General features: G+C 66.2%; 23 protein-coding genes, 1 tRNA gene and 1 pseudogene. 14 read left to right on the top strand and 11 right to left on the bottom strand.

The genetic code is table 11. The features are described from left to right. Window positions 1-154 precede the first annotated feature (154 nt). Window positions 155-1,807, top strand: a complete 1,653-nt coding sequence (locus ACNKFW_RS08135; protein ID WP_418024117.1) for an acyl-CoA dehydrogenase family protein — start codon at window positions 155-157, stop codon at window positions 1,805-1,807. Here ACNKFW_RS08135 and ACNKFW_RS08130 read toward each other — a convergent pair. From ACNKFW_RS08130 to ACNKFW_RS08100, 7 genes are read right to left on the bottom strand one after another with little or no spacing between them, the layout of a single operon-like run. Then, window positions 1,792-2,721: a DNA/RNA non-specific endonuclease gene (locus ACNKFW_RS08130; protein WP_167521765.1), complete on the bottom strand. Its 930-nt coding sequence runs from the start codon at window positions 2,719-2,721 to the stop codon at window positions 1,792-1,794. The genes ACNKFW_RS08135 and ACNKFW_RS08130 overlap by 16 nt on opposite strands. Next, the gene (locus ACNKFW_RS08125; RefSeq protein WP_143091259.1) at window positions 2,721-2,975 is read right to left on the bottom strand and encodes a hypothetical protein; all 255 of its coding nucleotides are present in this window, start codon (window positions 2,973-2,975) and stop codon (window positions 2,721-2,723) included. The genes ACNKFW_RS08130 and ACNKFW_RS08125 overlap by 1 nt, the downstream gene beginning before the upstream one ends. Window positions 2,976-2,993: 18 nt before the next feature. Next, on the bottom strand, window positions 2,994-4,541 hold the full coding sequence (locus ACNKFW_RS08120; RefSeq protein ID WP_231493200.1) for a S8 family serine peptidase: 1,548 nt from the start codon (window positions 4,539-4,541) through the stop codon (window positions 2,994-2,996). A gap of 30 nt (window positions 4,542-4,571) precedes the next feature. Next, entirely contained in the window at window positions 4,572-4,859 is a 288-nt protein-coding gene (locus ACNKFW_RS08115) for a hypothetical protein (protein WP_418024116.1), read from the bottom strand. Further along, window positions 4,856-6,382, bottom strand: coding sequence for a xylulokinase (locus ACNKFW_RS08110; RefSeq protein WP_418024115.1), 1,527 nt, complete (start codon window positions 6,380-6,382; stop codon window positions 4,856-4,858). Before ACNKFW_RS08110 ends, ACNKFW_RS08115 begins: the two co-directional genes overlap by 4 nt. A gap of 38 nt (window positions 6,383-6,420) precedes the next feature. Next, window positions 6,421-6,750, bottom strand: coding sequence for a cupin domain-containing protein (locus ACNKFW_RS08105; RefSeq protein WP_418024114.1), 330 nt, complete (start codon window positions 6,748-6,750; stop codon window positions 6,421-6,423). 24 nt (window positions 6,751-6,774) lie between these two features. Further along, the gene (locus ACNKFW_RS08100; protein WP_418024113.1) at window positions 6,775-7,449 is read right to left on the bottom strand and encodes a hypothetical protein; all 675 of its coding nucleotides are present in this window, start codon (window positions 7,447-7,449) and stop codon (window positions 6,775-6,777) included. 115 nt (window positions 7,450-7,564) lie between these two features. Between ACNKFW_RS08100 and ACNKFW_RS08095 the strand changes: the two genes are divergently transcribed. The 3 genes and pseudogenes from ACNKFW_RS08095 to ACNKFW_RS08085 all read left to right on the top strand — a co-directional run bounded on the left by ACNKFW_RS08095 (window position 7,565) and on the right by ACNKFW_RS08085 (window position 9,183). Continuing rightward, window positions 7,565-8,322, top strand: a protein-coding gene (locus tag ACNKFW_RS08095; protein WP_114669439.1) for an IS5-like element IS1248A family transposase whose coding sequence is annotated in 2 segments (ribosomal slippage) — window positions 7,565-7,886 and window positions 7,886-8,322 — 759 coding nt in all. Because the reading frame shifts where the segments join, the coding sequence is not laid out codon by codon here. Window positions 8,323-8,395: 73 nt separating this feature from the next. Continuing rightward, window positions 8,396-8,683: pseudogene (locus ACNKFW_RS08090) on the top strand (transposase); the annotation flags it as partial. Beyond that, a complete protein-coding gene (locus ACNKFW_RS08085) occupies window positions 8,581-9,183 on the top strand; it encodes an IS5 family transposase (protein WP_230998488.1) in 603 nt (200 codons plus the stop codon). The pseudogene ACNKFW_RS08090 and the gene ACNKFW_RS08085, both read left to right, overlap by 103 nt. A gap of 359 nt (window positions 9,184-9,542) precedes the next feature. On the opposite strand, the gene ACNKFW_RS08080 is transcribed toward ACNKFW_RS08085, so the two are convergent. Further along, the gene (locus ACNKFW_RS08080) at window positions 9,543-10,499 is read right to left on the bottom strand and encodes an IS5 family transposase (RefSeq protein WP_147427392.1); all 957 of its coding nucleotides are present in this window, start codon (window positions 10,497-10,499) and stop codon (window positions 9,543-9,545) included. Between the two features lie 30 nt (window positions 10,500-10,529). Next, on the bottom strand, window positions 10,530-11,147 hold the full coding sequence (locus ACNKFW_RS08075; RefSeq protein WP_418024112.1) for a transporter substrate-binding domain-containing protein: 618 nt from the start codon (window positions 11,145-11,147) through the stop codon (window positions 10,530-10,532). A gap of 205 nt (window positions 11,148-11,352) precedes the next feature. On the opposite strand from ACNKFW_RS08075, the gene ACNKFW_RS08070 reads away from it, so the two are divergent. Beyond that, a complete protein-coding gene (locus ACNKFW_RS08070; RefSeq protein WP_418024111.1) occupies window positions 11,353-12,132 on the top strand; it encodes a hypothetical protein in 780 nt (259 codons plus the stop codon). A gap of 254 nt (window positions 12,133-12,386) precedes the next feature. On the opposite strand, the gene ACNKFW_RS08065 is transcribed toward ACNKFW_RS08070, so the two are convergent. Both ACNKFW_RS08065 and ACNKFW_RS08060 read right to left on the bottom strand, forming a co-directional pair. Then, window positions 12,387-12,463, bottom strand: a tRNA-Arg gene (locus ACNKFW_RS08065). Between the two features lie 93 nt (window positions 12,464-12,556). Next, complete coding sequence (locus ACNKFW_RS08060) at window positions 12,557-13,987, bottom strand: ATP-binding protein (protein WP_024845329.1); 1,431 nt, start codon at window positions 13,985-13,987, stop codon at window positions 12,557-12,559. Window positions 13,988-14,226: 239 nt separating this feature from the next. Between ACNKFW_RS08060 and rpmH the strand changes: the two genes are divergently transcribed. The 9 genes from rpmH to argB all read left to right on the top strand — a co-directional run bounded on the left by rpmH (window position 14,227) and on the right by argB (window position 22,097). Beyond that, window positions 14,227-14,364, top strand: coding sequence for a 50S ribosomal protein L34 (gene rpmH / locus ACNKFW_RS08055; protein WP_011747211.1), 138 nt, complete (start codon window positions 14,227-14,229; stop codon window positions 14,362-14,364). Window positions 14,365-14,396: 32 nt separating this feature from the next. Next, window positions 14,397-14,840 (top strand): ribonuclease P protein component, encoded by a 444-nt coding sequence (gene rnpA / locus ACNKFW_RS08050; protein WP_147428109.1) that lies wholly within the window; start codon window positions 14,397-14,399, stop codon window positions 14,838-14,840. Continuing rightward, complete coding sequence (gene yidD, locus ACNKFW_RS08045) at window positions 14,837-15,079, top strand: membrane protein insertion efficiency factor YidD (protein WP_024845327.1); 243 nt, start codon at window positions 14,837-14,839, stop codon at window positions 15,077-15,079. The genes rnpA and yidD overlap by 4 nt, the downstream gene beginning before the upstream one ends. A 63-nt stretch (window positions 15,080-15,142) precedes the next feature. Further along, window positions 15,143-16,036, top strand: a complete 894-nt coding sequence (gene ttcA, locus ACNKFW_RS08040; protein ID WP_024845326.1) for a tRNA 2-thiocytidine(32) synthetase TtcA — start codon at window positions 15,143-15,145, stop codon at window positions 16,034-16,036. A 60-nt stretch (window positions 16,037-16,096) separates the two neighbouring features. Continuing rightward, window positions 16,097-17,377 carry an EAL domain-containing protein gene (locus ACNKFW_RS08035; protein WP_418024110.1) on the top strand — a complete coding sequence of 427 codons (1,281 nt, stop codon included), beginning with the start codon at window positions 16,097-16,099 and terminating at the stop codon, window positions 17,375-17,377. Between the two features lie 437 nt (window positions 17,378-17,814). Continuing rightward, on the top strand, window positions 17,815-19,734 hold the full coding sequence (gene yidC, locus ACNKFW_RS08030) for a membrane protein insertase YidC (protein ID WP_024845324.1): 1,920 nt from the start codon (window positions 17,815-17,817) through the stop codon (window positions 19,732-19,734). Next, the gene (locus tag ACNKFW_RS08025) at window positions 19,731-20,489 is read left to right on the top strand and encodes an MOSC domain-containing protein (RefSeq protein ID WP_024845323.1); all 759 of its coding nucleotides are present in this window, start codon (window positions 19,731-19,733) and stop codon (window positions 20,487-20,489) included. Before yidC ends, ACNKFW_RS08025 begins: the two co-directional genes overlap by 4 nt. Further along, window positions 20,486-21,136, top strand: a complete 651-nt coding sequence (yihA, locus tag ACNKFW_RS08020) for a ribosome biogenesis GTP-binding protein YihA/YsxC (protein ID WP_024845322.1) — start codon at window positions 20,486-20,488, stop codon at window positions 21,134-21,136. The genes ACNKFW_RS08025 and yihA overlap by 4 nt, the downstream gene beginning before the upstream one ends. Window positions 21,137-21,197: 61 nt before the next feature. After that, a complete protein-coding gene (gene argB / locus ACNKFW_RS08015) occupies window positions 21,198-22,097 on the top strand; it encodes an acetylglutamate kinase (RefSeq protein WP_024845321.1) in 900 nt (299 codons plus the stop codon). Window positions 22,098-22,129: the final 32 nt, after the last annotated feature.

Here is a 22,129-nt window from a genome sequence, read left to right as displayed (position 1 = left end):
CCCGAACCATGCCTGATGCCGCGACTGCCCCGATGCGGGCGGCCGCGGTTTTCCATGCGCTTCGCGCGGGCCGCCTATTTCCCCGTCGGGACTCGCGGCGCGGTGGCCTTCCGGGTTAGGATCGCCCGGCAGGCGGCAGCAGGAGGGCCTGGCCATGCATATCGATCCGACGGCGGATCTGGGCACGCATGAGGTGCTGAACCAGCCGGCCGCGCCCGGCGACCGCGACCTGTGGCGCGACGATCCGGCCCTGCGCGCCATGCTGGAGGCCGGCGGCGGGCAGGCCGAGGGGCCGGCCCGTTACGGCGCGCTTTTGGGCCGGGCCGAGATGGCGGGGGCGGCGCGCGATGCCAACCGCCACCCGCCCGAGCTTGTGCTGTTCGACAGCGGCGGCAGGCGGCTGGACGAGCTGCGCTTTCACCCCGCCTGGCACCGTTTCATGCGCGATTCCATCGCCGCCGGCTATCATTCGGTCGCCTGGGAGGGCCGGCCGGCCGGTCACCTGACCCATGCCGCCATGGTCTATCTGGCCAGCCAGGTCGAGCCGGGGCATTGCTGCCCGCTGACCATGACCTATGCCGCCATCCCGGTCGTTTCGGGCGCCGGCGATCTGCCGGGCGACTGGCGGGCGGCGCTGCTCTCGCGGCGCTACGACCCGGCGGTGCTGCCGCTTTCCGCCAAGCAGGGCGCGACGCTGGGCATGGCGATGACGGAAAAGCAGGGCGGCTCGGACCTGCGCGCCAATACCACGCGGGCCGAGCCGGACGGGGGCGCCTGGCGGCTGACCGGGCATAAATGGTTCTGCTCGGCGCCGATGTCGGACGGGTTCCTGACCCTGGCGCGGACCGGGCGCGGGCTGACCTGCTTTCTGGTGCCGCGCTGGCTGGAGGGCGGGCGCAACGCCATCCGCATCCAGCGGCTCAAGGACAAGCTCGGCAACCGCTCGAACGGCTCGGCCGAGATCGAATATCAGCGCGCCCTGGCCTGGCGGATCGGCGAGGAGGGCGCCGGCATCCGCACCATCCTTGCCATGGTGCATCACACCCGGCTCGACACCGCCATGGCGCCGGCCGGGCTGATGCGGGCGGCGCTGCGCGAGGCGCATCACTGGACCGCCCATCGCAGCGCCTTCCAGCGCCGGCTGATCGACCAGCCGCTGATGCGCTCGGTGCTGGCCGATCTGATGCTGGACTGGCTGGGCTGCCTGGCGCTTGGCCTGCATGTCGCCGCCAGCTTCGACGGCCAGGCGGCCGAGGATCGCGCCTTTGCCCGCATCGGCGTGGCGCTGGCGAAATACCTGTCGAACAAGCTGTGTCCCATGGTCGTGGCCGAGGCGATGGAGGTGCTGGGCGGCATGGGCTATGTCGAGGACACGCCCCTGCCGCTGCTGTACCGCGAGGCGCCGCTGAACGGCATCTGGGAAGGATCGGGCAATGTGATCTGCCTCGACGTGCTGCGCACGCTGGCGCGCGAACCCCTGGCGGCCGAGACGCTGGCGGCGCGGCTGGATGGCGCGCGGGGGTTGGACCCGGCCTTTGACGCGGCGCTGGCCGCGCATCGCGAGTGCTGGGGCGGCGGCGTGCCCGAGGCCGAGGCGCGCTGGTTCACCGAGCGCAGCGCCCTGCTGCTGGCCGGTGCCGTGCTGCTGCTCCAGGGCGATGCCGACCTGGCCGGGGCTTTCGTGCGCACCCGCCTGGGCGCCGAGCGCGGCCGCACCCCCGGCGCCATCCCCGCCGTCCTGGCCGAGCGCATCCTGGCCCAGGGCTTTCCGGTCGGGGCGGAAGCGGCGGATCAGCGCGACAGGTAGAAATCGGTGGCGCGGGCGACAGCGATTTCCATCTCGGGCGAAGCACCGGCCATCACGTCCAGCGCGGCATAGGCGGCAAGCTCCAGCCCGCTTTCCTGCGCGATGGCGCGGATCGGCACCTGGCTGTCGCGGAAATCGCCGAAGACGAAGCGCCCGCCCGCCGGCCGGGGCAGGTAGTCCATCTGCGAACGGCGATAGCCGATGGTCGTAAGCTCGCCGGTTTCGGCATGGACGAAGGCCAGGATCTTCCAGAAGGCGGTGGGGATCTGGCGGTTGTAATAGACCGGATCCCCGGCCGAGAGCATGGGGCCGGTGATCACCGTCACCTTCAGGTTGGCGCGGTCGGCATTGTCCAGCACGTAATCCTCGAGTGCCAGCCAGATGCCGCCGTTGAAGCCCTGGCGCTGCGGGGCGGCATTGGTGATGTGGAAGGTGTCGGCATCGGCCTGCCGCGCGATCTCGGGCGCACCCCAGTTCGGATCCTCGCGCCGGGTCAGGTGGCCGCGGCTGAACAGGCCCTGGTGGTCTTGGCCATAGCCTTCGCGCAGGTTCTGCACCTGCGGGTCGATGCGCGGATCGCGCCGCCAGACGTCGCTGCGCGGCAGGCCGCGCCGGGACCGGCTGCCGTCGATGTTGCAGGCGCTGTAAAGCGGCAGGCCGCGCGAACGCGACATGCGGACCGAAAAATGGGTATAGCGGATCTCGGTCCCGTCCCCGCCGGGATCGCGCGCCTCGGGAACCAGGTCCACCAGATCGTCCGCCCAGCGGCCCGGTCCGGGCAGGGGCAGGGGCTGGTCGGGCAGGATGAAGCGGGGGTCATAGCCCTGCCGGTCGCCATAGCTTTCCAGCGGCAGCGGCGTCTCGGCCACCCGCAGCGGGTCCGGCCCGGCGGGCGGGCCGAAGCCGCGCCGCATCAGCGCAGCTGTGCCTTGTGCGGGGGATTGAGCCGGAAGATCCTTTCCTGCGCCAATCGCCAATGCGCAAGATCGCCCAGGCATTTGCGCACGTCCTGCACGCTGCCCTTGACCCGGATCGTGCCCGGCACGACCTCCTCGGCGGGAAACGGCTTCAGCTGGTCCAGCACCTCGGCGGTTTCCTCGCGGCTGGGGTCGCGGTCATCGGAATAGACGAGCATGCAGCTCGGGGTCTTCTTGCGTTCGGCCTTCATGGTCATACCTCTGCGCCGTCATTTCTGGTCGATCAGGCCGGCACCTTCGTAGCGGGGGCCGAAACCGATCGGAACAGCATGGCTGTTCGCCAGCTTGATAATATCGTCAGAGCGCTGCTGGTTGCGCTCTGCCGAAAGGATTTCGGGGGTGCGGGACAGCAATCGCGCCATCAGCCCGGCCACGGCGGGACAGGCCATCGAGGTGCCGTCCATCACCCCTTTCGAGGTCTTGTCGACCCAAGATATAATACCGACCCCCGGTCCGATAAAGTCCACTTCCGGTCCGATATTGCTGAATCGGGCGAAAAAGCGGTCCTGGACGGGGGCCGGGTCGGCTGCGACATTTCGTCCGGTGATCGCGCCCTTTGGCCAGGCGTCCAGCACGCCCCCGGCCGAGACCGCCGCCACCACGCCCGAGCGCGCCGGATACGAGACGGGCGACATGTAGTCGTTGCCCGCCGCCGCGACGCAGACCACGCCCAGGGCGCGGGCGCGGCGAACCTCGCGCGAGATCGCGATGGGCTCCGAGGATTGGCCCAGGCTCAGGTTGACGATGTCGCAGCCGTCCTCGACCGCCTGGCGGATGGCGCGGGCGATGGCAAATTCGCTGGCCCCGCCCGCGCCCTTTTCGAAGACGCGATAGGAATGCAGCACCACGTCGGGCGCGACCCGCGCCACGATGCCGGCGACATGGGTGCCGTGGCCGGTGCCGTTGTCGAACCATTCGTCGGCGGGCTCGGTCCCGGTGGTGTTCAGCCCGCGCTCAAGGTTCAGCCCTCTGGCGGGATCGACGCCGGTGTCCACGATGGCGACGCGGACGCCGCGCCCGTCGGCCTTTTTCGCCGGCGCCAGCATCCGCTCCAGCCCGTCCGGGAAATCCGCCGCGATGGGCACCAGCGGCAGTTCCAACTCCGTCACGCCCTCTGCCTTGACGGGGATGTCCTCGGTACCGCCGGGCCAGTATCCGGCCAGCGGCTGGCAGATCACTGCGTCGATCCGGGTCTGGCCGGCGGGCAGGGGCGTGCGGAACCGCCCGTCCTTGTCCGTCACCGCATCCGAGATGCCGAAGCTACGCCGCCTGTCCAGCACCACCACCACCGAGGCCCCGGCGACCGGCTTGCCGCTGGCCGCATCGACGCAGCGCAGCTCAAGCGCCTTGGCCGAGCGGAAGGCGGCGGGCTTGGCTTCCTTGCGGATGATGTTGAGCCGGCCGTAGCGCAGCGGGTAAAGCCGCAATTCGCGCCGCACGCGCAGGCCGGGATAGGCGCGCTGCAATTCGCGGGCCTGCTCGGGGGTCATGCTGACCAGCGAGGCCTCGTTCTCGCCGATGGAATCGAGCAGCCGGATGCGGCCGACCTCGGTCTCCAGCATCCGCAGGCGTGGCCTTGTCGCCGGCGCCGAGCCTTCGCAGGCGCCCTGCACCATGCTGTCCGCGGGTCTTGCCCCGGAGGCGCGAAACAGCCGCCGGTGCATGGCGCGAAACAGCTGGAAGCTGGTGGTCTCCATGCTGTCGTTGAAGACGTTGTCGTCGGGAACGATCACATAGCGGGCGGTCTTTCGGGACATGCGCATCGGCTCCTTGCTGCAAGAACAAGGCTACACCTTTGACGCGATTTCGCCAGATGCGGTTTTGCGGCCCGGCTGGCAGATGCGCTGTTCTGCGAAGCGTGAAATGACCTTTCCCAACCTGACTGCTCTGGCAGGGCATTGAAAATTATGAGAGATTTTTTCCGGCTCCTGCCGGGTGTTCAGGTCTTTGCCCTTGACCTGCACATTTGGCAGCAGGCCACGCATGCTGCAGCAAGACCGTTTCCAGGCCGGCTGCGCGCGCAATAAGGGACAGGCAAGGGACAGATTCCCTTGCCTGTCGGAACGGTGGATCATGCCGCCGCGAGCTTCCTGAACAACGGTGAGGCTTCCGTCATCAGCAGCTTGTAGTCGGAAAGCATTCTCTCATAGAGCGCCCGATGCGATGTGTCCGGGCTATATTCCAGGTCATATTCAGCCAATCGCATTGCCGTCTCTTCGACGGATCTCCATATTCCGGCACCGACACCCGCCAGAATGGCTGCGCCGAGACAGGCAGCGGCTTCGGTGGTTTTCATGGTGTGAACCGGCAGGCCGGAGGCATTTGCCTTGATCTGGCACCAGGCACGGCTCTTGGCCCCTCCGCTGAGAGAGCGGATTTCCTTCACATCCACACCCAGGATCCGGGTTGACTCGATCATCCGCAGAAGCACCATGGTGACCCCCTCCATGATCCCGCGTGCGAAATGAGATTTGGAGTGCGCAAGAGTCACGTTCAGGAAAACGCCTTTCGCTTCGTCATCGGTATCCGGCGGCCCCGAGCCCTGGAGATGGGGCAGAACCCGCAAACCATCCGCGCCCGGTGGGATGGACTCCACCGCTGCGTCGATTGCCTGATAGGCGTTGATCCCGCCCGCATGTTCAGACGCCAATTCGCCGGCGCAGAAGGTGTCGCGATACCAGCGGATCGCCATGCCACCGGTGGAATAGGAATGCACCATATACATTCCCGGAATTCCGCTGGCAAAACAAGGCATTTCCCCGGCGGGATCAATGACCGGTTCGGTCGCCATGGCGACCGAGGCAAGTGCCGCCCCCGTGCTTTCTGAAAAGATACCGGGTTTGACATTTCCCACGCCGACGGCGCCGCAAGCCTGATCCAGCGCGCCAAGGCAGATCAGTGTATCAGTGGATAAACCGAACTCCGATGCCGCCTCGGGGGTCACATTGCCGATGGGCGTGCCGGGGTGGTGGATCTGCGGCAGCTGCGCTTCCTGAATGCCCAGCAACCTCAGCATATCAGGCCAGTATCCGCGCGTATTGATATCCCAATACATCGTGGAGCAGAGAAGCGAATCCTCCGATGCGTATTGGCCCGTCAGAAGCAGGATGAAGAAATCCTCGATCAGCAGGAACTTCGCAGTCTTCGCAAAGGTCTCGGGTTCGTTGTTCCTGAGCCACAGGATCTTGGAGGCGGGCCAGATGGCGGACATGCCGACCTGACCCGTCGTGCTGTGAATGGTCCTCCTCCCAAGCTGTTCTTCGATCCAGTCGGCTTCCTTGTTGGCGCGATTGTCCATCCAGACGATGGCCGGCCGAAGCGGTTGGTCATTTCCGTCCAGGCAGAACAGCGTCTCACCCTGGGCCGAGATTCCCAGGGAGGCGATCTCCGCCCTGGAAACCCCGGAAACCTCGATCGCCTTCGTGACGGCGCGCTTGAAAGCGTCGATATAGGCCTGTGCGTCAAGCTCGACCCAACCCGAGGCCGGGGTCTGGAGCTTGTACTCGCAAGTATAACTTCCCTTGATCGAGCCGTCCTCGGCGAACAGCGCCGCCTTGATCGCTGTCGTCCCGACGTCTACTCCCATGACGTATTTCATATTACTCTCTCTCCCTGCATCAGAGCGCCGAGCGGCGATCAGTTCTCACTCGGCGCCAGGCTCCAGGTAACCAGCGCAATTTCGGAGCCGATGTTCGTCAGCTGATGAGGTTCGGACGGCGGGACCAGAACCGCATCGCCCTCGTGCATCTCGTAATATTTGTCGCCGCACATCAGCAGGACCGTGCCACGGGCGCAGAAGAATACTTCATGCGAATTCGGATGGCCCTTGTCGACCGCGCCGGTCTGGCCGGGGCTCAGTTGCGACGAGCCGAAGGTCAGCTTGTCGGTCTTGTAGTAAAGGCGGCACATTTCGGCGCCTTCCATGAAGATCGTGGTCTCGGATTGCTTCTTGATTTCGCTATTCATGACTCACCTCGTTGGTTTGGGGTTTCAGATCGAAGCCATGACGTCGACAACGGCTTCGAGGTTTTCGCGAAAATCGCCATCGGGCGCGAATTTCCCGTCGAAAAGGGCGCCCCCCATGGTGAAGGCAAAGGGATTGATGTTATCGACAACGCGCAGCCTTTCGACACTCGAAATGCTGCCGGCGATGATCACGTCCGCAGAGGCAGCCGCGACCAGCTTTTTGGCAAGCTCGACCGGGTCGCCATCCGCATAGCGATAGGCAACCAGATCCAGGCCACTCACTCCGGCTTTCTCCAGGCGCTTTGCATCCGCCAGGATTTCTTCGAGCGCTCCTTTCAGGGTTACGGGGCTGCCGCCGACATCACCGACGAACGGATAATATTTGATACCCGTTCCTTTCAGAAGTTCGACCACGGAAGGGTAAAACAGCGTTCCGGTCAGATATTCGAACCCTGCATCGATGGCGAGCTGGGCGCTTTCCAGGCATTCCTCTTCGCTATAGGTAACGACCTCCAGGAAGGTCACCTTGCCGTTCTTCTTCATCAGATCGACGAGGGCGATGGTTTCTTCCCTCGATATCCCGACATCCTTGAAGCCCCAGAACCTGACGGGAAGATCCTTGCAGGATTCAAAGAGTTCTTTCGCATTATCGACGGTGATGTCGTTATGCGTCAGCATGACGATAAGTTCGGCCTGCATGTGTTTCTCCGATATTGGCAAAAATTCTGAATTGGGAGCGGCACTCGCCTAGGGTCAGGATGCATTGATTTTCAGTGTGCTACGTGATTCACGGCTCGGAAAACGGAGCGGTGACATGAGCGACCTGTACTGGCTGACCGACGAGCAGATGACCAAGCTTGCCCCTTTCTTCCCGAAGTCGCACGGCAAGCCACGCGTCGATGACAAGCGTGTTCTAAGCGGGATTATCTTCATCAATCGCAATGGTTTGCGCTGGCGAGATGCCCCCAGGGAGTATGGGCCGCACAAGACGCTCTACAGCCGGTGGAAGCGTTGGAGCGAGAAAGGCATTTTCGCCAGGATGATGATCGGGCTGGCCGCCGACCACGGCGAGGAAAAGACCGTGATGATCGACGCGACCTATCTGAAAGCGCACCGCACCGCGACCAGCTTGGCCGTGAAAAAGGGGGGCGTGGACGCCTCGTCGGCCGGACCAAGGGCGGCATGAACACGAAGCTGCATGCCATCTGTGACAGCCAGGGCCGACCGCTCGACCTGTTCGTCACCGCAGGGCAGGTCAGCGACTACATCGGGGCGCGGGCGTTGCTCAGCAGCCTCCCAAAGGTCGATTGGCTGCTCGGGGATCGCGGCTATGACGCCGACTGGTTCCGGGAAGCCTTGCAGGACAAGGGGATACGAGCCTGCATCCCCGGCCGAAAGCAGCGCAAGACACCGGTCAAATACGACAAGCGCCGATACAAGCGGCGCAACCGCATCGAGATCATGTTTGGCAGGCTCAAGGACTGGCGGCGCGTGGCAACCCGATACGACAGATGCCCGAAGGTCTTCCTCTCGGCCATCGCGCTCGCGGCAACCGTCATTTATTGGTTATGAATCCTGACCCTAGGGCGTGTTGACAAAAGGGATTCACCGGGCGCGGTGATCGTGATTCAAGCTGGTATCTGCAATGGAGACCAGCGTGGCACGAAACCTGATGTCGAACGACGAGTGGGCGTTCTTTGAACGCTTCATCCTGGCTGTCCGTTCTCCGAACGGCCGCAAGCCCACGAACCATCGGCTTGTTCTGGATGGGATTTTCTGGATCGCCCGAACGGGGTCGCCCTGGCGCGACCTGCCGGAAGAGTTCGGCAAATGGTCGTCTGTCTATCGGCAGTTCCGGCGCTGGACGTTGGCGGGGCTGTGGGAACAGATCCTGGAGGCGCTGAACGAGAGCCGGATCGTGCCGGATGCGCTGCAGATGATCGACAGCACCGTGGTTCGCGCTCATCATCAGGCAGCGGGCGCAAAAGGGGGACTCCGCGCCAAGGTTTCGGCCGCTCGCGAGGTGGCTTCACGACCAAGATCCATCTGCGGGTCAATGCGGCAGGCCTGCCCATGAGAACCGAGATCACGGCCGGGCAGACATCGGACTACCTCGGCTTCGATCTGGTCATGGCTGACAACCTGCCCGAGCCAAGCGTTCTGCTCGCAGACCGCGGCTACGACTCCGACAACATCCGCAAGACCATGGAGGTGCGCGACGTGGTGCCGGTCATCCCCATGCGCAAAACCCGGAAGCTACGGGTCGCCGTTGACCGCAGGCTCTACCGCCTGCGCAATCTCGTTGAGCGGTGCTTCAACAAGCTCAAGAATGCCCGTCGCGTCGCCACCCGCTACGACAAGACCGCCGAAAGCTTCCTGGGCTTCATCGACATCACGTCGATCCGCCTCTGGCTCCGCCATTTGTCAACATGACCTAGCCCCCATTTTTCCTCAAGCTCCACGATCATCCCGCTCTTGTGCCATTCGATGATTGCATCGGACACCGCTGCGGCGATCGGCGATTCGAGATTCTGTTTCCGAACCCCGACCCCCCAAGGCGCATCGGCGACGACCGGCGTGGCAATCGTGTAGTTTTCCCATTTCTCAGGATTGCTCTGAAGGCGCGCCCGGAACGATGCGTCGTCATAAGGATCGTCTGAACTACCGCTTCGGCTTCGCGGATTTTCGGGCAGAGGCGGTCTGACGAGGGCACGTCGACCGGGTATGCCGACGATTTCCGGGTATCGGCCCGTTCGAAGGGCCGGGATCGGCACCTGTGGGCAGACTCCACCTCATGCCAGCAGCCTTCGTCGGACGAGGAACAGGTTGCCGAGGGCGAACAGGGTGAAGAGCTGAGCACGGTTCTTTGCAAGCCCGCGGTAGCGGGTCTTGAGATACCCGAACTGCTGCTTGATTACCCGGAAGGGATGCTCGACCCGAGCGCGCACCCTGGCGATGACCCGGTTGATGTCCGCGTCGACGGGATGCAGCGCACCGCCCCTTGGCGCCTTGCGCATGACGCCCCAGAACTTGCCCGGCCCGGAGAACGCGGCCTCCCGCGCCGCGCTGACATAGCCCCTGTCCGCCCAGACTGATGTCTCCCCGCCGTGCAGGAGCGCGTCCCAGACCTGGCTGTCATGGACCTTCGCCGTCGTCGTCTCGAGGCTGTGCACGATGCCGCTGTCAGCATCGACGCCCACATGCGCCTTCATGCCGAAGTACCAGGTATTGCCCTTCTTCGTGGATGACATCTCGGGGTCGCGGGCCTTTGCCTCGTTCTTGGTCGACGAGGGCGCGTCGATGATGGTTGCGTCCACCAGTGTCCCGGAGCGCAGCGTGATCCCCTGATCGGCCAAATGGCTGTTCACCTCGGCGAACAGCTGCTCGGTCAGTCGGTGCTTCTCCAGCAGGTGGCGGAAGTTCAGGATCGTGGTCTCGTCGGGGATCCGATCGTCGCCAAGCTCGATGCCCGCGAACTGCCGCATGGCGTCGCTGTCATACAGTATCTCCTCGGCCAGCGGATCGCTCAGGGCGTACCACTGCTGCAGGAAGTAGACCCGCAGCATCGTCTCCAGCGGCATCGGGGGTCGCCCGCCCTTCGGCCCAGCCTTGGGGTAGTGCGGCTCGATCAGTGAAAGGAGGCGGCTCCACGGCACCACAGCCTCCATCTCGGCGAGGAACTTCTCCCGCCGCGTCTGCTTCTTCTTCATCGATTGGCGGAGGCCGGGAAAGGCAGGCTGCTTGGGCATCGGGGCGCATCCTCTGATGTCCCGCCCAGTCTACCTCAAGGCGCGCGAGGCGCGAGGTTTTTCAGACCTTCCATAAAGCCAGCCTTCGCAACGTCCGGCGAGCAGCGCGGCTTCCGCTTCCGCATTGCCTGCGAAGACAACCATTTCGGCGCCGTTTTTCAGGCCGTAATCCTTGTTGAACCATGACCCCTGAATTCCGCAGAGGGTTTTCCCATCGAGGCTTTCCCAGCCGTCAATCCCGCTGTCCTTTTTCGCAAGGACAGCGATGCCGGACGAGTAATAGCTGGGCTGCAGGATGCCGACGACCTTTCTGCGCTCGGGTGTATCTGCCATGGTTGCAAGAAGGACGTCGATCCGGCCCTGCTCCAGGAACTCCATCCGGTTGGACGTCGTGACCACGACGGTTCTTGCGGTAATCTCTTTTCCCGCCTGCTCGCTCAGCTTGCGGGCAAGATCGTTGGCCAGGTCGATTTCAAGGCCGACGACGTTGCCGTTCGTGTCGCGCATCCCCCATGGGGCAAAGTCGGCCTTGACGCCGATCGCGACTTCGCCCTTGTCGATGATGTTCTGGAGGGTATCCGCATGGGCGGCTGAGGACATCGCCATGACGAGGCCCAGGCCGATGGTGGTCGCTTTACCAGATTTCAATTCGTCGTCTCCCTGTTGTTGCGTCCCTTTGCCGGGATCTGGCGGCGTATGCGTCCCTTACGGGTCACGCGTCATGTGCAGGTCCAAGACTGGTGTCTGGCTGGGGCTGGATTGCCGCCTGCATCGTCCGGACCATGGCACCGACGCAATTTCGTATTGGTTTAGATGTTTTTGTATACGATAAAGTAAACATGGAATGAGATTCGTGTCAATCGCCAATGCCGCGTGCGAGAGCATCATTTCCGCGCGTCCCATGTTCTTGCACTGCCATGAACAGTCCGAGATGAAACGGCGTTTGCGCGGGGAGCGGAACCGCGAACGCGATGCCCTGCGCGGCCGCATCGGCGCCGGCCGGTTTCGCGCCATGGTCAAGGATCTGGCCGGGCTGGTGCGCCTGGCTTTCGAGACGGGCGAGACGGCATCGATCTTCGGTCTTGAGGGGCCGCTACGAGCCGCGCTCCGCGCCGATTCCTGCCGCCAAGGCTGGGGCTGGACCTCGGCCGACCTGATGGTGCGCGACCTGATGGCTGAGGTTTTTCAACTCGTCGGGGCCGAGCGCCCGGATTGGCATGAGGGGCAACCGGAATGGACGATCAACGCAGGAACCCTGACCGAGCGGACGCGCTGCGTTCGCTGCTACAAGCCCTTGCCGGAAGGGCACTACAAGTTTTGCAGCCGGTTCTGCAACACGAGCCATGCGCACCTGGGCAGACTGCCAGGGCGAAACGATCAGTCTGCGCCAGAACAAGACCAAGGCGCGCGTGACGATCCATGTCTCGCAAGCCCTGCGGCGGATGCTGGACGGCATGAGCCGGGCAGGGCCTTATATCCTGACCCGCCCCGATGGCCGTCCCTGGTTCACCGAGGGCAACGACAAGGAACCGGGCAAGCAATGGTCGGCGCACATGGTCGCCTGCGGTTTGCGTCCGGAAGGCTATGCCGAGCTGCCGAAGGCGCAGAAAGCCGAGTATCTGCGCTTCAATGATGTGCGCGGCACGGCTGTCACGTTGCTGCCCGAGGCCGGGAACGCCATCCCGCAGATTTGCGCCGTCACCGGCCGCACGCTGCAATCGGCCACCCGGATCTTGGAGAAGTATCTGGCCATGACCCCGGCGCTATCCAAGGCGGCGATCCTGGCATTTGAGAACAGCCCGGCAACAGCTTTTGCAAACCGGCTGCAAGCCACCACATCCCCAGTAAGGAGGCGCTTTAATTGTCTAGCATCTTCAATGGGAGAAATGGCGGACCCGGAGCGATTCGAACGCCCGACCCCCAGATTCGTAGTCTGGTGCTCTATCCAGCTGAGCTACGGGTCCGCTGTGAGCCGGTGATTTAGAGTGAGCGCCGGGGGGGTGCAAGGCCAAAACGACCTTCATCGCAAACTTTTTCTGAAAATCCGCGCGAACAGCCTAACCCGCCGTGGTCTCGGCCTGCGAGGCCAGCCCGGCCAGCTCGCGCGGCAGGTGCAGGATGAACTGCGTGCCCTCTTCGTCGCTGCGCAAAAGCTCCAGCCGGCCGCCATGGTTGCGCACCAGGTCGGCGGCGATGGCCAGGCCAAGCCCGGTGCCGCCCTTGCGCGATCCGCCCGAGAAGGGCTGGAACAGGAAGTCCCGCGCCTTTTTCGGCAGGCCGGGGCCGGTGTCGCCGATGCGGATCCACCATTCCTGCTCGTCCTCGCCGGCGCCGATCTCGATGGTGCCGGGCCGGCGCGTGGCCTCGATGGCCTGGCGGGCATTGCGCACCAGGTTCGACAGCACCCGGAACAGCTGGTCGCGGTCGGCGCGGATCGTCAGGCTGGCGGGCACGTCGGTCAGGAACTCGATCGGCTCGGCGCCCTCGGGATGGTCCGAGGCCAGCGCCTCGCCCTCGGTCACCTCGCTCACCAGCGCCGAAAGGTTGAAGCGCGACAGCGCCGGTGCCGGCTCCTCGGCCTTGCCGAAGGCCAGCGTCGTCTCGCACAGATTCACTGCCCGGCTGATCGAGTTCACCAGCTTGGGCGCGGCGCGGCGCACCGCCGGGTCGGCGCTGGTCTCCAGCCGGTCGGCGAAGATCTGCGCCGTGGTCAGGATGTTGCGCAGGTCGTGGCTGATGCGGGCCACCGCCTGGCCCAGTTGCGCCAGCCGGTCCTTTTGCTTGAGCGCCGAGGTCACGGTACGCTGCATGGCGGCAAGCGCCGTCTCGGCCTCGTTCAGTTCGGTTAGCCGGGCGTTGGGGGTGATGATCGAGCGCGCGTCCTCGGGGGCGCTGGCATAGGCGGTCATGTGGCTGATGACGCGCCGGATCGGCACCAGCAGCAGCCGCTGCGCCGCCAGGTTCAGAAGCAGTGCGGTCAGGACCGAGAAGGCGGCCGAGATCAGCAAGAGCCGCAGGCCGTAATCGATCATCTCGGTGCGCAGCCGCTGGGTGTCGGTGGTGATCTCGATCAGCTGCCCGGCCTGGTTCACCGGCGCGCCGATGACCCGGATCACCCGGTTCTGCGGGTCGGCCAACTGCGCCAGCCCGTCGCGGATCGAGGTCCAGAACGGCTGGTCGCGCAGGTCGTAGGTGGCCGCGATCGGTCCCGGAATCGGCGAGGACAGCACCAACTGGCGCACGTCGTTGCGCCGCAGCACGACGTTGAAGACGCCGGCATTCTCCAGCAGTTCCGATTCCAGGTCCGCGGCCAGCGATTCGTCGGTCGCCAGCAGCGCCAGGCTGGCGATCTGCGCCCGCTCCAGCCGCGATTCCAGGAAATCCAGCCGGTAATTCGCGATCGAGGGCAGCAGGATCAGCAATTCGGCCAGAAGCACGAAAATGCCGGTGATCACCGCGAATCGGCCCGATAAGCTATTCAGGGACATGGTCGGTTCTGCTATTCCCCTCGTCGCGGCGCCGTTGCATCACATAATGGTTGGTATTGTGCAGTTCAAACCTGCGTGACACGGTCCCGGTTCCCCTCGAACCTGCCGCAGCCGCGAAATCCTTTCAACGTGGTTGACTTGGCCCGCGGGGGCGACTATCCAGCGGGCCTCGAATGACCGGCGCGTCCTGCGTGGGCCGATGGCCCATACCCTGACCCGCCCCGACCCGGAGTTGAAAGATGTCGAAACGCACCTACCAGCCGTCGAACCTGGTTCGCGCCCGCCGCCACGGCTTTCGCGCGCGCATGGCGACCAAGGGCGGCCGCCGCGTGATCAACGCCCGCCGCGCCAAGGGCCGCAAGACCCTCAGCGCGTAAGCCCGCGCGCCGCAGGGCGTGGGCTTGCCGTGATGGACAGCACCCCCAAAGCCGCCGCCGCTGACCGGACCCGCGCAGATGCGATGCCGGACAGGGCGGCTTCTGCCGTTTCGGGCGTGCGGCTGGAAACCCTGTGCAAGCGGGCGGATTTCCTGCGTGCCGCCTCTGCCCGGCGGCAGGGCACGGCCGGCTTTCTGCTTCAGGCCCGCCGCCGCCCCGAGGACGAGGCGGGGCAGGCGATCCGGGTCGGCTTCACCTGTTCGAAAAAGCTGGGCAATGCCGTGACGCGCAACCGTGCCAAGCGCCGGCTGCGCGCGCTGGCGCGCGAGGTCATGCCGGGCGCGGCGCGGCCGGGTTGGGATTACGTGCTGGTCGGGCGTCCCGGCGCCACGGTCGAGCGCGGCTTTGCCGAATTGCGCGCCGATCTGGCGGCGGCGCTGTCTCGGGTGCATGGCGCGCGGGGCGAGGGGAAGTGACCCCGCTGGCGCAACTTCTGGCGCTGCCGGTACGGGCCTATCGGCTGGTGGCCAGCCCCTGGGTCGGGCATGGCTGCCGCTTCCAGCCGACCTGCTCGGCCTATGCGCTGGAGGCGCTGGAGCGGCATGGCGCGGCCAAGGGCGGCTGGCTGGCGGCGCGGCGGGTCTGTCGCTGCCATCCCTGGGGCGGGCATGGCTTCGACCCCGTGCCGGGCAGCGAGACGCCGCCGCAGGACTGAGGCGCAAGGCGCAGGACCAAGGCGGCGCTTTCATCAGGGCGCAAAGGCGACAAGGATCGACAGATGCGGGACGAGACCGGCGAAACCCAGGACCATGAGGCGGAGGAAATCCATCCGCTGTTTTCCGGCGCGCCCGGCTCGACCGAGTTCCGCAAGCTGCGCAAGCGCCTGGTGCGCGAAACCCGCGCCGCGATCGAGACCTATGACATGGTTCGCCCCGGCGACCGCTGGCTGGTCTGCCTGTCGGGCGGCAAGGACAGCTATACGCTGCTGGCCGTGCTGCACGAGCTGAAATGGCGCGGCCTGCTGCCGGTGGAACTGCTGGCCTGCAATCTCGACCAGGGCCAGCCGGGCTTTCCGGCGACGGTGCTGCCGCAATTCCTGACCGAGCGCGGCGTGCCGCATCGCATCGAATACCAGGACACCTATTCCATCGTGAAGGAAAAGGTGCCCGCGGGCCGGACCTATTGCAGCCTGTGTTCGCGGCTGCGGCGCGGCAATCTCTACCGCATCGCCCGCGAAGAGGGCTGCCAGGCCGTGGTGCTGGGCCATCACCGCGACGACATCCTGGAGACCTTCTTCATGAACCTGTTCCACGGCGGCAGGCTGGCCTCGATGCCGCCCAAGCTGCTGAACGAGGAAGGCGACCTGAACGTGTTGCGCCCGCTGGCTTTCGTGGCCGAGGCCGATTGCGACCGCTTCGCCCGAGCGATGAACTATCCGGTGATTCCCTGCGACCTTTGCGGCAGCCAGGAGGGCTTGCAGCGCATGCAGGTCAAGAAGCTGCTGGACGAATGGGAAACGCGCGCGCCCGGCCGGCGCCAGGTGATGTTCCGGGCGCTGATGAACGTGCGCCCCTCGCATCTGCCGGATCCCAAGCTGTTCGATTTCACCGCGCTGATGCCGGATATGTCGGATTTTAGCGAAAAAGACGTGCCGATCCTGCGCGAACATTAACGGAGCGAAAAGCGTCCTCGGCCTAGGCTGCGATCCGTGGAACAAGATTCGGATCAGGCAATGGCTTACGGAATCGCTGGGGCCGCCTCGGGGCTGGCAAGGCTGGTCAGGGGGCAGGGTGCGGCGCAGGGCAGAACCCGGCTGGCGCTGGTGCTGCGGGTCGAGAATGTCGAGATGCTGCGCGCCAGCATCGGCCCCGCGGTGCTGGAGCGGATGCTGGACAGGCTCATGCTGCGGCTGGTGGGGGAACTGCGGCTTTTGCCGCAGGGCCGCAGCCCTGGCTGTGGCGAAATCCTGGGGCTGATCGCCATCGGGCGCCAGCAGGCGGTGCCGGGCTTGCTGGCGCGATTGCAGGCCATCTGTTCGGAGGGGATCGATCTGCCGGACCTGCGCATCTGCCCGGTGGTGAACGCCGCCATCGTCAGCGACGAAACCGGCCGACAAGAGGCGGCGGCGCTTTACGTCCATGGCCGCATGGCCCTGCAGGGGCTGAGCCCGTTCTCGGCCGCGGGCCAGATCCGCTTCGTCGAGACGGGGCCGCAGGCCGAAACCGGCGGGCTGGCGGGCTCGGCGCTCGACCGGGTGGGGGTACTGTTCCGGCCACAGCTTTGCTGCGACACCGGGCAGGTGCGGGCGCTGCGGGCCTTGCCGCGGATGCGGATGGACGGCGGCGACGATTGCGACCTGGCCGAATTGGCGCCGCGGCTGGACGACGCGGTGCTGGGACAGGTCGTGGCCGAACTGCTGCGCCAGGCTTTCACCGGCCTGCGCGGCTGGGATCGCCTGGGCCGGCCGGTGCCGCTGCTGTCCTTGCCGCTGTCCGACCGCATGCTGGGCGATCCTGTCCTCGCCGACATGATCCTGTGGGAGCTGGAGCGCAACGACCTGGCCCCGCAGCGCCTGGAAATCGAGGTGAGCGAGCCGATCGGCCGCGGCGGCGGGCGCCGGCCGGTCACCGCCAGCTTGCAGCGCCTGACCGCCGCGGGCTGCTCGCTGGCCCTGGGGGAGTTCGGCACCGGCAGCGCCAGCCTTGATGATCTGCGCCGCTTCGGCATCGGGCGGGTGCGGATCGGGCGCGAATTCATCGCCGGCTGCGACCTGCGCGCCGACCAGCGGCGCATGATCCTGGCCATCCTGGCGCTGGCGGAACACCTGGGCCTGGCGACCGTGGCCGACGGGGTCGCCACGCCGGAGGAGAACGCCTTCCTGGCGCAGATCGGATTCGACGCGGTGCAGGGACCGGCGGTGGCCCTGCCGTTGGACGCCGGGGCGGTCGATGAATTCCTGCTGGACCACGACCATGCGCTGCCCGCACCGTTCGACCTGCGCCGCAAGGCGTGACGGCCGGGGCCGGTTGCGACGTCGGGGTAAAGTCTCGCGTCCGCGCCGCATGGGGTTTGGCGGCTGCGCCCGGCCGGGGCCGGTCGCGCCGTGAAACGATGCGCCCGCGGCGCCCGCGCCTTGGTGCCGGGCCGCGCCGCGCGCGGCCCCTGCCGAGGCCGCGACCCGGGCCGGCGGGACGGGGCTGGGCGCAGGAGGGCCGCGCCGCCTGTCCGGCAGGCCCCGGACGATTGGGGGCCCGGCCGAGCGAAGGCCCGGACGGGTGGGGCCAGGATGAGCCGAGGAACCGCGTCGGACGCACCGGGTCGGAGGGCGGGACATCCGATCGGCGCGGAAACTGAGCCGGTTTTCCGGCAAATTCCCTTGACCTTTGCCGGTCGCTTCTGTTGAAGCGGCCCGAACCCTCAGACTGGGTGACGACGAAGGGCTGGTCCGGCATGCAAGACAACAACCGCAACCTCATCCTGGCGATGGTGCTTTCCGCCCTCGTCATGCTCGTCTGGTCGATTTTCTTCGCCCCCGAGCCGGTGCCGCCCGCGCAGGATACGGTGCCGGCCAGCAGCCAGGGCGTCCCCCAGCCCGAAACCGGCGCCCCGGCGACGCCCGGCGCGGTGCCGCAGGGCGCGGCGCCGGAGCTGGAGCCCGCGGCGGCAAGCAACGATCCTTCCGCCAATGCCGGGCGGGTCAGGATCGAATCTCCCTCGCTCGCCGGCACGATCTCGCTGGCCGGCGGCCGCATCGACGACCTGGAGCTGACCGGCTATCACGAGACGCTGGATTCCCGCTCGCCCTATGTCCGCCTGCTGTCGCCGACCGCCCAGACCACCGTGCAGGCCGAAGGCAGCCCGGTCGCGCCGGGCGGCAATGCCGAGGTCGCGGTGCAGAAACCCTATTACGCGGTCTATGGCTGGATGCCGGCCGCCGGCACCGATCCGGCCCTGGTTCCCGGCCCGGCCACCATGTGGGAGGTCGAATCCGGCTCGACCCTCGCGCCCGGCCAGCCGGTCACGCTGCGCTGGGACAACGGCGCCGGCCAGATCTTCCGCCGCACCTATGAGCTGGACGACAAGTTCCTGTTCACCGTGACCCAGTCGCTTGAAAACACCGGGGCCGCGCCCTTCGCGGCGGCGCCCTATGGCATCCTGGCGCGGCACGGCAAGCCCGATACCCAGAATTTCTTCGTCCTGCACGAGGGCGCGGTCGGCATGACCGATGGCAAGCTGCTGGAAGAAAAATACAAGGACATGGCCAAGCTCGACCCGCTGCCGGGCGAGGGGCCGGCCCAGCTGATCGAGGTGCAGGAAAACGGCTGGATCGGCTTTACCGACAAGTACTGGATGACCACGCTGGCGCCCGCGCCCGGCCAGTCCTTTACCGCGGTGGTGAAATACGCCCCCGGCGCCGACATCTACCAGACCGAGGCGCGGATGCCGGTGCAGACCGTCGCCCCCGGCGCGACCGGCACCAGCTCGAGCTATCTCTTCGCCGGCGCCAAGGTCTGGGAGGTCATCAACGGCTACCAGGAAGCCCCCGGCATCGACCGTTTCGTCGATTCCATCGACTGGGGCTGGTTCTATTTCCTGACCAAGCCGATCTTCCGCCTGCTGCACTGGCTGCACGGTATGATCGGCAACATGGGCTGGGCGATCATCGCGCTGACCTTCGTGCTGAAGCTGCTGGTCTTCCCGCTGGCGCGCAAATCCTACATCTCGATGGCCAAGATGAAGGAGCTGCAGCCCGAGATGGAGGCGATCAAGCAGCGCACCGGCGACGACCGGATGAAGTTCCAGAAAGAGGTGATGGAGCTTTACAAGCGCGAGAAGGTGAACCCCGCCGCGGGCTGCCTGCCGGTGCTGCTGCAGATCCCGATCTTCTTCGCGCTCTACAAGGTGATCTTCGTCACCATCGAGCTGCGCCATGCGCCCTGGATCGGCTGGATCCGCGACCTTGCCGCGCCCGACCCGTCCAGCCTGTGGAACCTGTTCGGCCTCTTGCCCTGGGCGGCGCCGGGCCAGGGCAGCTTCCTGCACAGCTTCACCCTGCCGGTGCTGGCGATCCTGCTGGGCATCTCGATGTGGATGCAGCAGAAACTGAACCCGGCCCCGACCGATCCGGCGCAGAAGATGATCTTCGCCTGGATGCCTTGGGTGTTCATGCTGATGCTGGGCGGCTTCGCCTCGGGTCTGGTGCTGTACTGGATCACCAACAACACCATCACCATCATCCAGCAATACACGATCATGTCGATGCACGGCCACCGGCCCGACTTCTTCGGCAATATCCGCTCCAGCCTGCCGTCACGCGCCAAGACCGAGGCCAAGGCGGGCGAAAAGGGCGGGGACAAGGGCGGCAAATGACCGCCCGCATTGCCCGGATCCGCCGGCACCCGATCAAGGCGATCGGCGGCGAGGATCTGCGCCGCACCCGGCTGGATGCGGCGCGGCGCCTGCCGGGCGACCGGCTCTGGGCGCTGCTCACCGCAGCGGGCGAGCGCCACGCCGGCGAGGTGCCGGGGCGCTGGCTGCCGAAATCCTGCTTTCTGCGCGGCGCGGCCTCGGCCGGGCTGCAGGCGGTGCGCGGCGGCTGGGGCGAGGGCGCGGAAGGGGGCCGCATCCGCCTGACCCATCCCGACCTGCCCGAGCTGGAGTTCGACCCCGAGACCGAGGGGTCGCGCCTCGTCGAATGGGTGCGCCCGCTCTGGCCTGCGGACAAGCCGGCGCCGACGCGGCTGGTGCGCGGCCCGACAGGCTGGACCGATGCGAACCAGCCCTGGATCTCGATCCTGTCGCTGTCCAGCCTGGCCGATCTGGAAGGGCGGCTGGGCCAGCCGCTCGGTATCGAACGCTGGCGCGGAAACCTGTGGCTTGAGGGCTGGCAGCCCTATGCCGAGCGCGAACTGATCGGCCATGTCCTGACCCTGGGCGAGGTCGAGTTGCGCGTGACCGAGACCATCGGCCGCTGCCCCGCGACCAGCGCCGATCCGGCCACCGGCCGCATCGACATCGACATGCCCGAGACGCTGGAGGCGCAGTTCGGCCATCGCGATTTCGGCATCTATGCCGAAGTGGTGAGTGGCGGCGAGATCGCGCTGGGTGACGAGGTGCGGGCATGAAGGTCGCCTTTCCCGTCGCCCCCGAGCCGGATGCCGAGACCGCCGAGGCGGCGCGCAAGCTGTTCGCCGGCCCGGTCGATTTCCTCAAGGGCGTGGTCGCCATGGATGGGCTGCCGCCCGCCGACCGGCCCGAGGTCTGTTTTGCCGGCCGCTCGAATGTCGGCAAGTCCAGCCTGATCAACGCGCTGACCGGCCGGAACGGGCTGGCGCGGGCGTCGAACACGCCCGGCCGCACGCAGGAGATCAACTATTTCACCCTGGGCGAGCAGGCCTATCTGGTCGACCTGCCGGGCTATGGCTTTGCCAAGGCGCCGGTGGCGGTGGTGGCGAAATGGCAGGCGCTGCTGAAGAACTACCTGGCTGGCCGGGCGACCTTGCGCCGCGCCTTCACGCTAATCGATTCGCGCCATGGCGTGAAGGATGTCGATCACGAGATCATGAAGCTGCTCGACCGCTCCGCCGTGCCCTTCCAGGTGGTGCTGACCAAGGCCGACAAGATCGGCAGAGAGGCGATGGAGGCCACCGTCGCGCAGGTGCAGGAGGCGCTGCAAAAGCATCCTGCCGCCTATCCCGAGCTTGTGATCACAAGCTCGGACAAGGGGCAGGGCATTGCCACGCTGCGCGCCATCATAGCCGCTCTGGACTGATCGGCGCCCGCGTCCTAGGGTCGGGTGCGACGAACAGGGGCCCCTGATGAGAAAGCAGAACATGAACCGTGACTGGATCGCCACCGCCCGCACTTTGTCCGAAGCGCTGCCCTATATGCAGCGATATTCGGGCGCGGTGGTGGTGGTGAAGTTCGGCGGCAATGCCATGGGCGACGACGAGGCGATGGCCGAATTCGCCCGCGACATCGTGCTGATGCGGCAGGTGGGCATCCATCCGGTCGTCTGCCATGGCGGCGGGCCGATGATCAACGACCTGCTGGGCAAGCTGGGCATTGAAAGCCGCTTCGTGCGCGGCAAGCGCGTCACCACCCGCGAGACCGTCGAGGTGGTCGAGATGGTGCTGTCCGGGCTGGTCAACAAGCGGATCGTGCAGGCGATCAACGATGCCGGCGGCCGCGCTGTCGGCATTTCCGGCAAGGACGACGACCTGATGGTCTGCGCGCCGGACGACCCGGAACTGGGCTTCGTCGGCCGCCCGGTCGAAATGAACGTGCAGATCATCCGCGACCTCTACAATGCCGGGCTGATCCCGGTCATCGCCCCGGTGGCCACGGGGATGGAGGATAACGAGACCTTCAACGTCAACGGCGACACCGCCGCGGGGGCGATCGCCGGTGCGCTCAAGGCTGACCGGCTGCTGCTTCTGACCGATGTCTCGGGGGTCAAGGACGCTTCGGGCGAGGTGGTGACGGCGATGCATCCCGACCAGGTGCGGGCGATGATCGCCGACGGCACCATCGCCGGCGGCATGATCCCCAAGACCGAGACGGCGCTGAAGGCGCTGGAGGAAGGCGTGCGCGCCGTGGTGATCCTGGACGGGCGGGTGCCCAATGCCTGCCTGCTGGAACTGTTCACCGAACATGGCGCCGGCTCGCTGATCCGCTCGACCGAGCCGCGGGTCAAGCCGCGCGGCTTGCGCCAGGGGGACAGCGGCCTGTGACCGGCGCGGCATCGCGCCCGAAAGAGAGGGCT

The sequence above is a fragment of the Paracoccus sp. TD-10 genome (assembly GCF_048270675.1).
In the GTDB taxonomy this organism is placed as follows: domain Bacteria; phylum Pseudomonadota; class Alphaproteobacteria; order Rhodobacterales; family Rhodobacteraceae; genus Paracoccus; species Paracoccus pantotrophus.
Note: the sequence above shows the minus strand (reverse complement) of the source record. Positions and strands in the feature narration are given on the sequence as shown.

Bases quoted from the DNA above. Each gene is read 5' to 3' on its own strand.
- ACNKFW_RS08080 (WP_147427392.1), bottom strand. From the start codon at position 10,499: ATGCCCAAGCAGCCTGCCTTTCCCGGCCTCCGCCAATCGATGAAGAAG.
- ACNKFW_RS08100 (WP_418024113.1), bottom strand. From the start codon at position 7,449: ATGCAGGCCGAACTTATCGTCATGCTGACGCATAACGACATCACCGTC.
- ACNKFW_RS08105 (WP_418024114.1), bottom strand. From the start codon at position 6,750: ATGAATAGCGAAATCAAGAAGCAATCCGAGACCACGATCTTCATGGAA.
- ttcA (WP_024845326.1), top strand. From the start codon at position 15,143: ATGCGGGACGAGACCGGCGAAACCCAGGACCATGAGGCGGAGGAAATC.
- yihA (WP_024845322.1), top strand. From the start codon at position 20,486: ATGAAGGTCGCCTTTCCCGTCGCCCCCGAGCCGGATGCCGAGACCGCC.
- argB (WP_024845321.1), top strand. From the start codon at position 21,198: ATGAACCGTGACTGGATCGCCACCGCCCGCACTTTGTCCGAAGCGCTG.
- ACNKFW_RS08085 (WP_230998488.1), top strand. From the start codon at position 8,581: ATGGTCGTCTGTCTATCGGCAGTTCCGGCGCTGGACGTTGGCGGGGCT.
- ACNKFW_RS08120 (WP_231493200.1), bottom strand. From the start codon at position 4,541: ATGTCCCGAAAGACCGCCCGCTATGTGATCGTTCCCGACGACAACGTC.
- ACNKFW_RS08035 (WP_418024110.1), top strand. From the start codon at position 16,097: ATGGCTTACGGAATCGCTGGGGCCGCCTCGGGGCTGGCAAGGCTGGTC.
- yidC (WP_024845324.1), top strand. From the start codon at position 17,815: ATGCAAGACAACAACCGCAACCTCATCCTGGCGATGGTGCTTTCCGCC.
- ACNKFW_RS08115 (WP_418024116.1), bottom strand. From the start codon at position 4,859: ATGATCCACCGTTCCGACAGGCAAGGGAATCTGTCCCTTGCCTGTCCC.
- ACNKFW_RS08110 (WP_418024115.1), bottom strand. From the start codon at position 6,382: ATGAAATACGTCATGGGAGTAGACGTCGGGACGACAGCGATCAAGGCG.
- ACNKFW_RS08025 (WP_024845323.1), top strand. From the start codon at position 19,731: ATGACCGCCCGCATTGCCCGGATCCGCCGGCACCCGATCAAGGCGATC.
- rnpA (WP_147428109.1), top strand. From the start codon at position 14,397: ATGGACAGCACCCCCAAAGCCGCCGCCGCTGACCGGACCCGCGCAGAT.
- ACNKFW_RS08130 (WP_167521765.1), bottom strand. From the start codon at position 2,721: ATGCGGCGCGGCTTCGGCCCGCCCGCCGGGCCGGACCCGCTGCGGGTG.
- rpmH (WP_011747211.1), top strand. From the start codon at position 14,227: ATGTCGAAACGCACCTACCAGCCGTCGAACCTGGTTCGCGCCCGCCGC.
- ACNKFW_RS08060 (WP_024845329.1), bottom strand. From the start codon at position 13,987: ATGTCCCTGAATAGCTTATCGGGCCGATTCGCGGTGATCACCGGCATT.
- ACNKFW_RS08135 (WP_418024117.1), top strand. From the start codon at position 155: ATGCATATCGATCCGACGGCGGATCTGGGCACGCATGAGGTGCTGAAC.
- ACNKFW_RS08125 (WP_143091259.1), bottom strand. From the start codon at position 2,975: ATGAAGGCCGAACGCAAGAAGACCCCGAGCTGCATGCTCGTCTATTCC.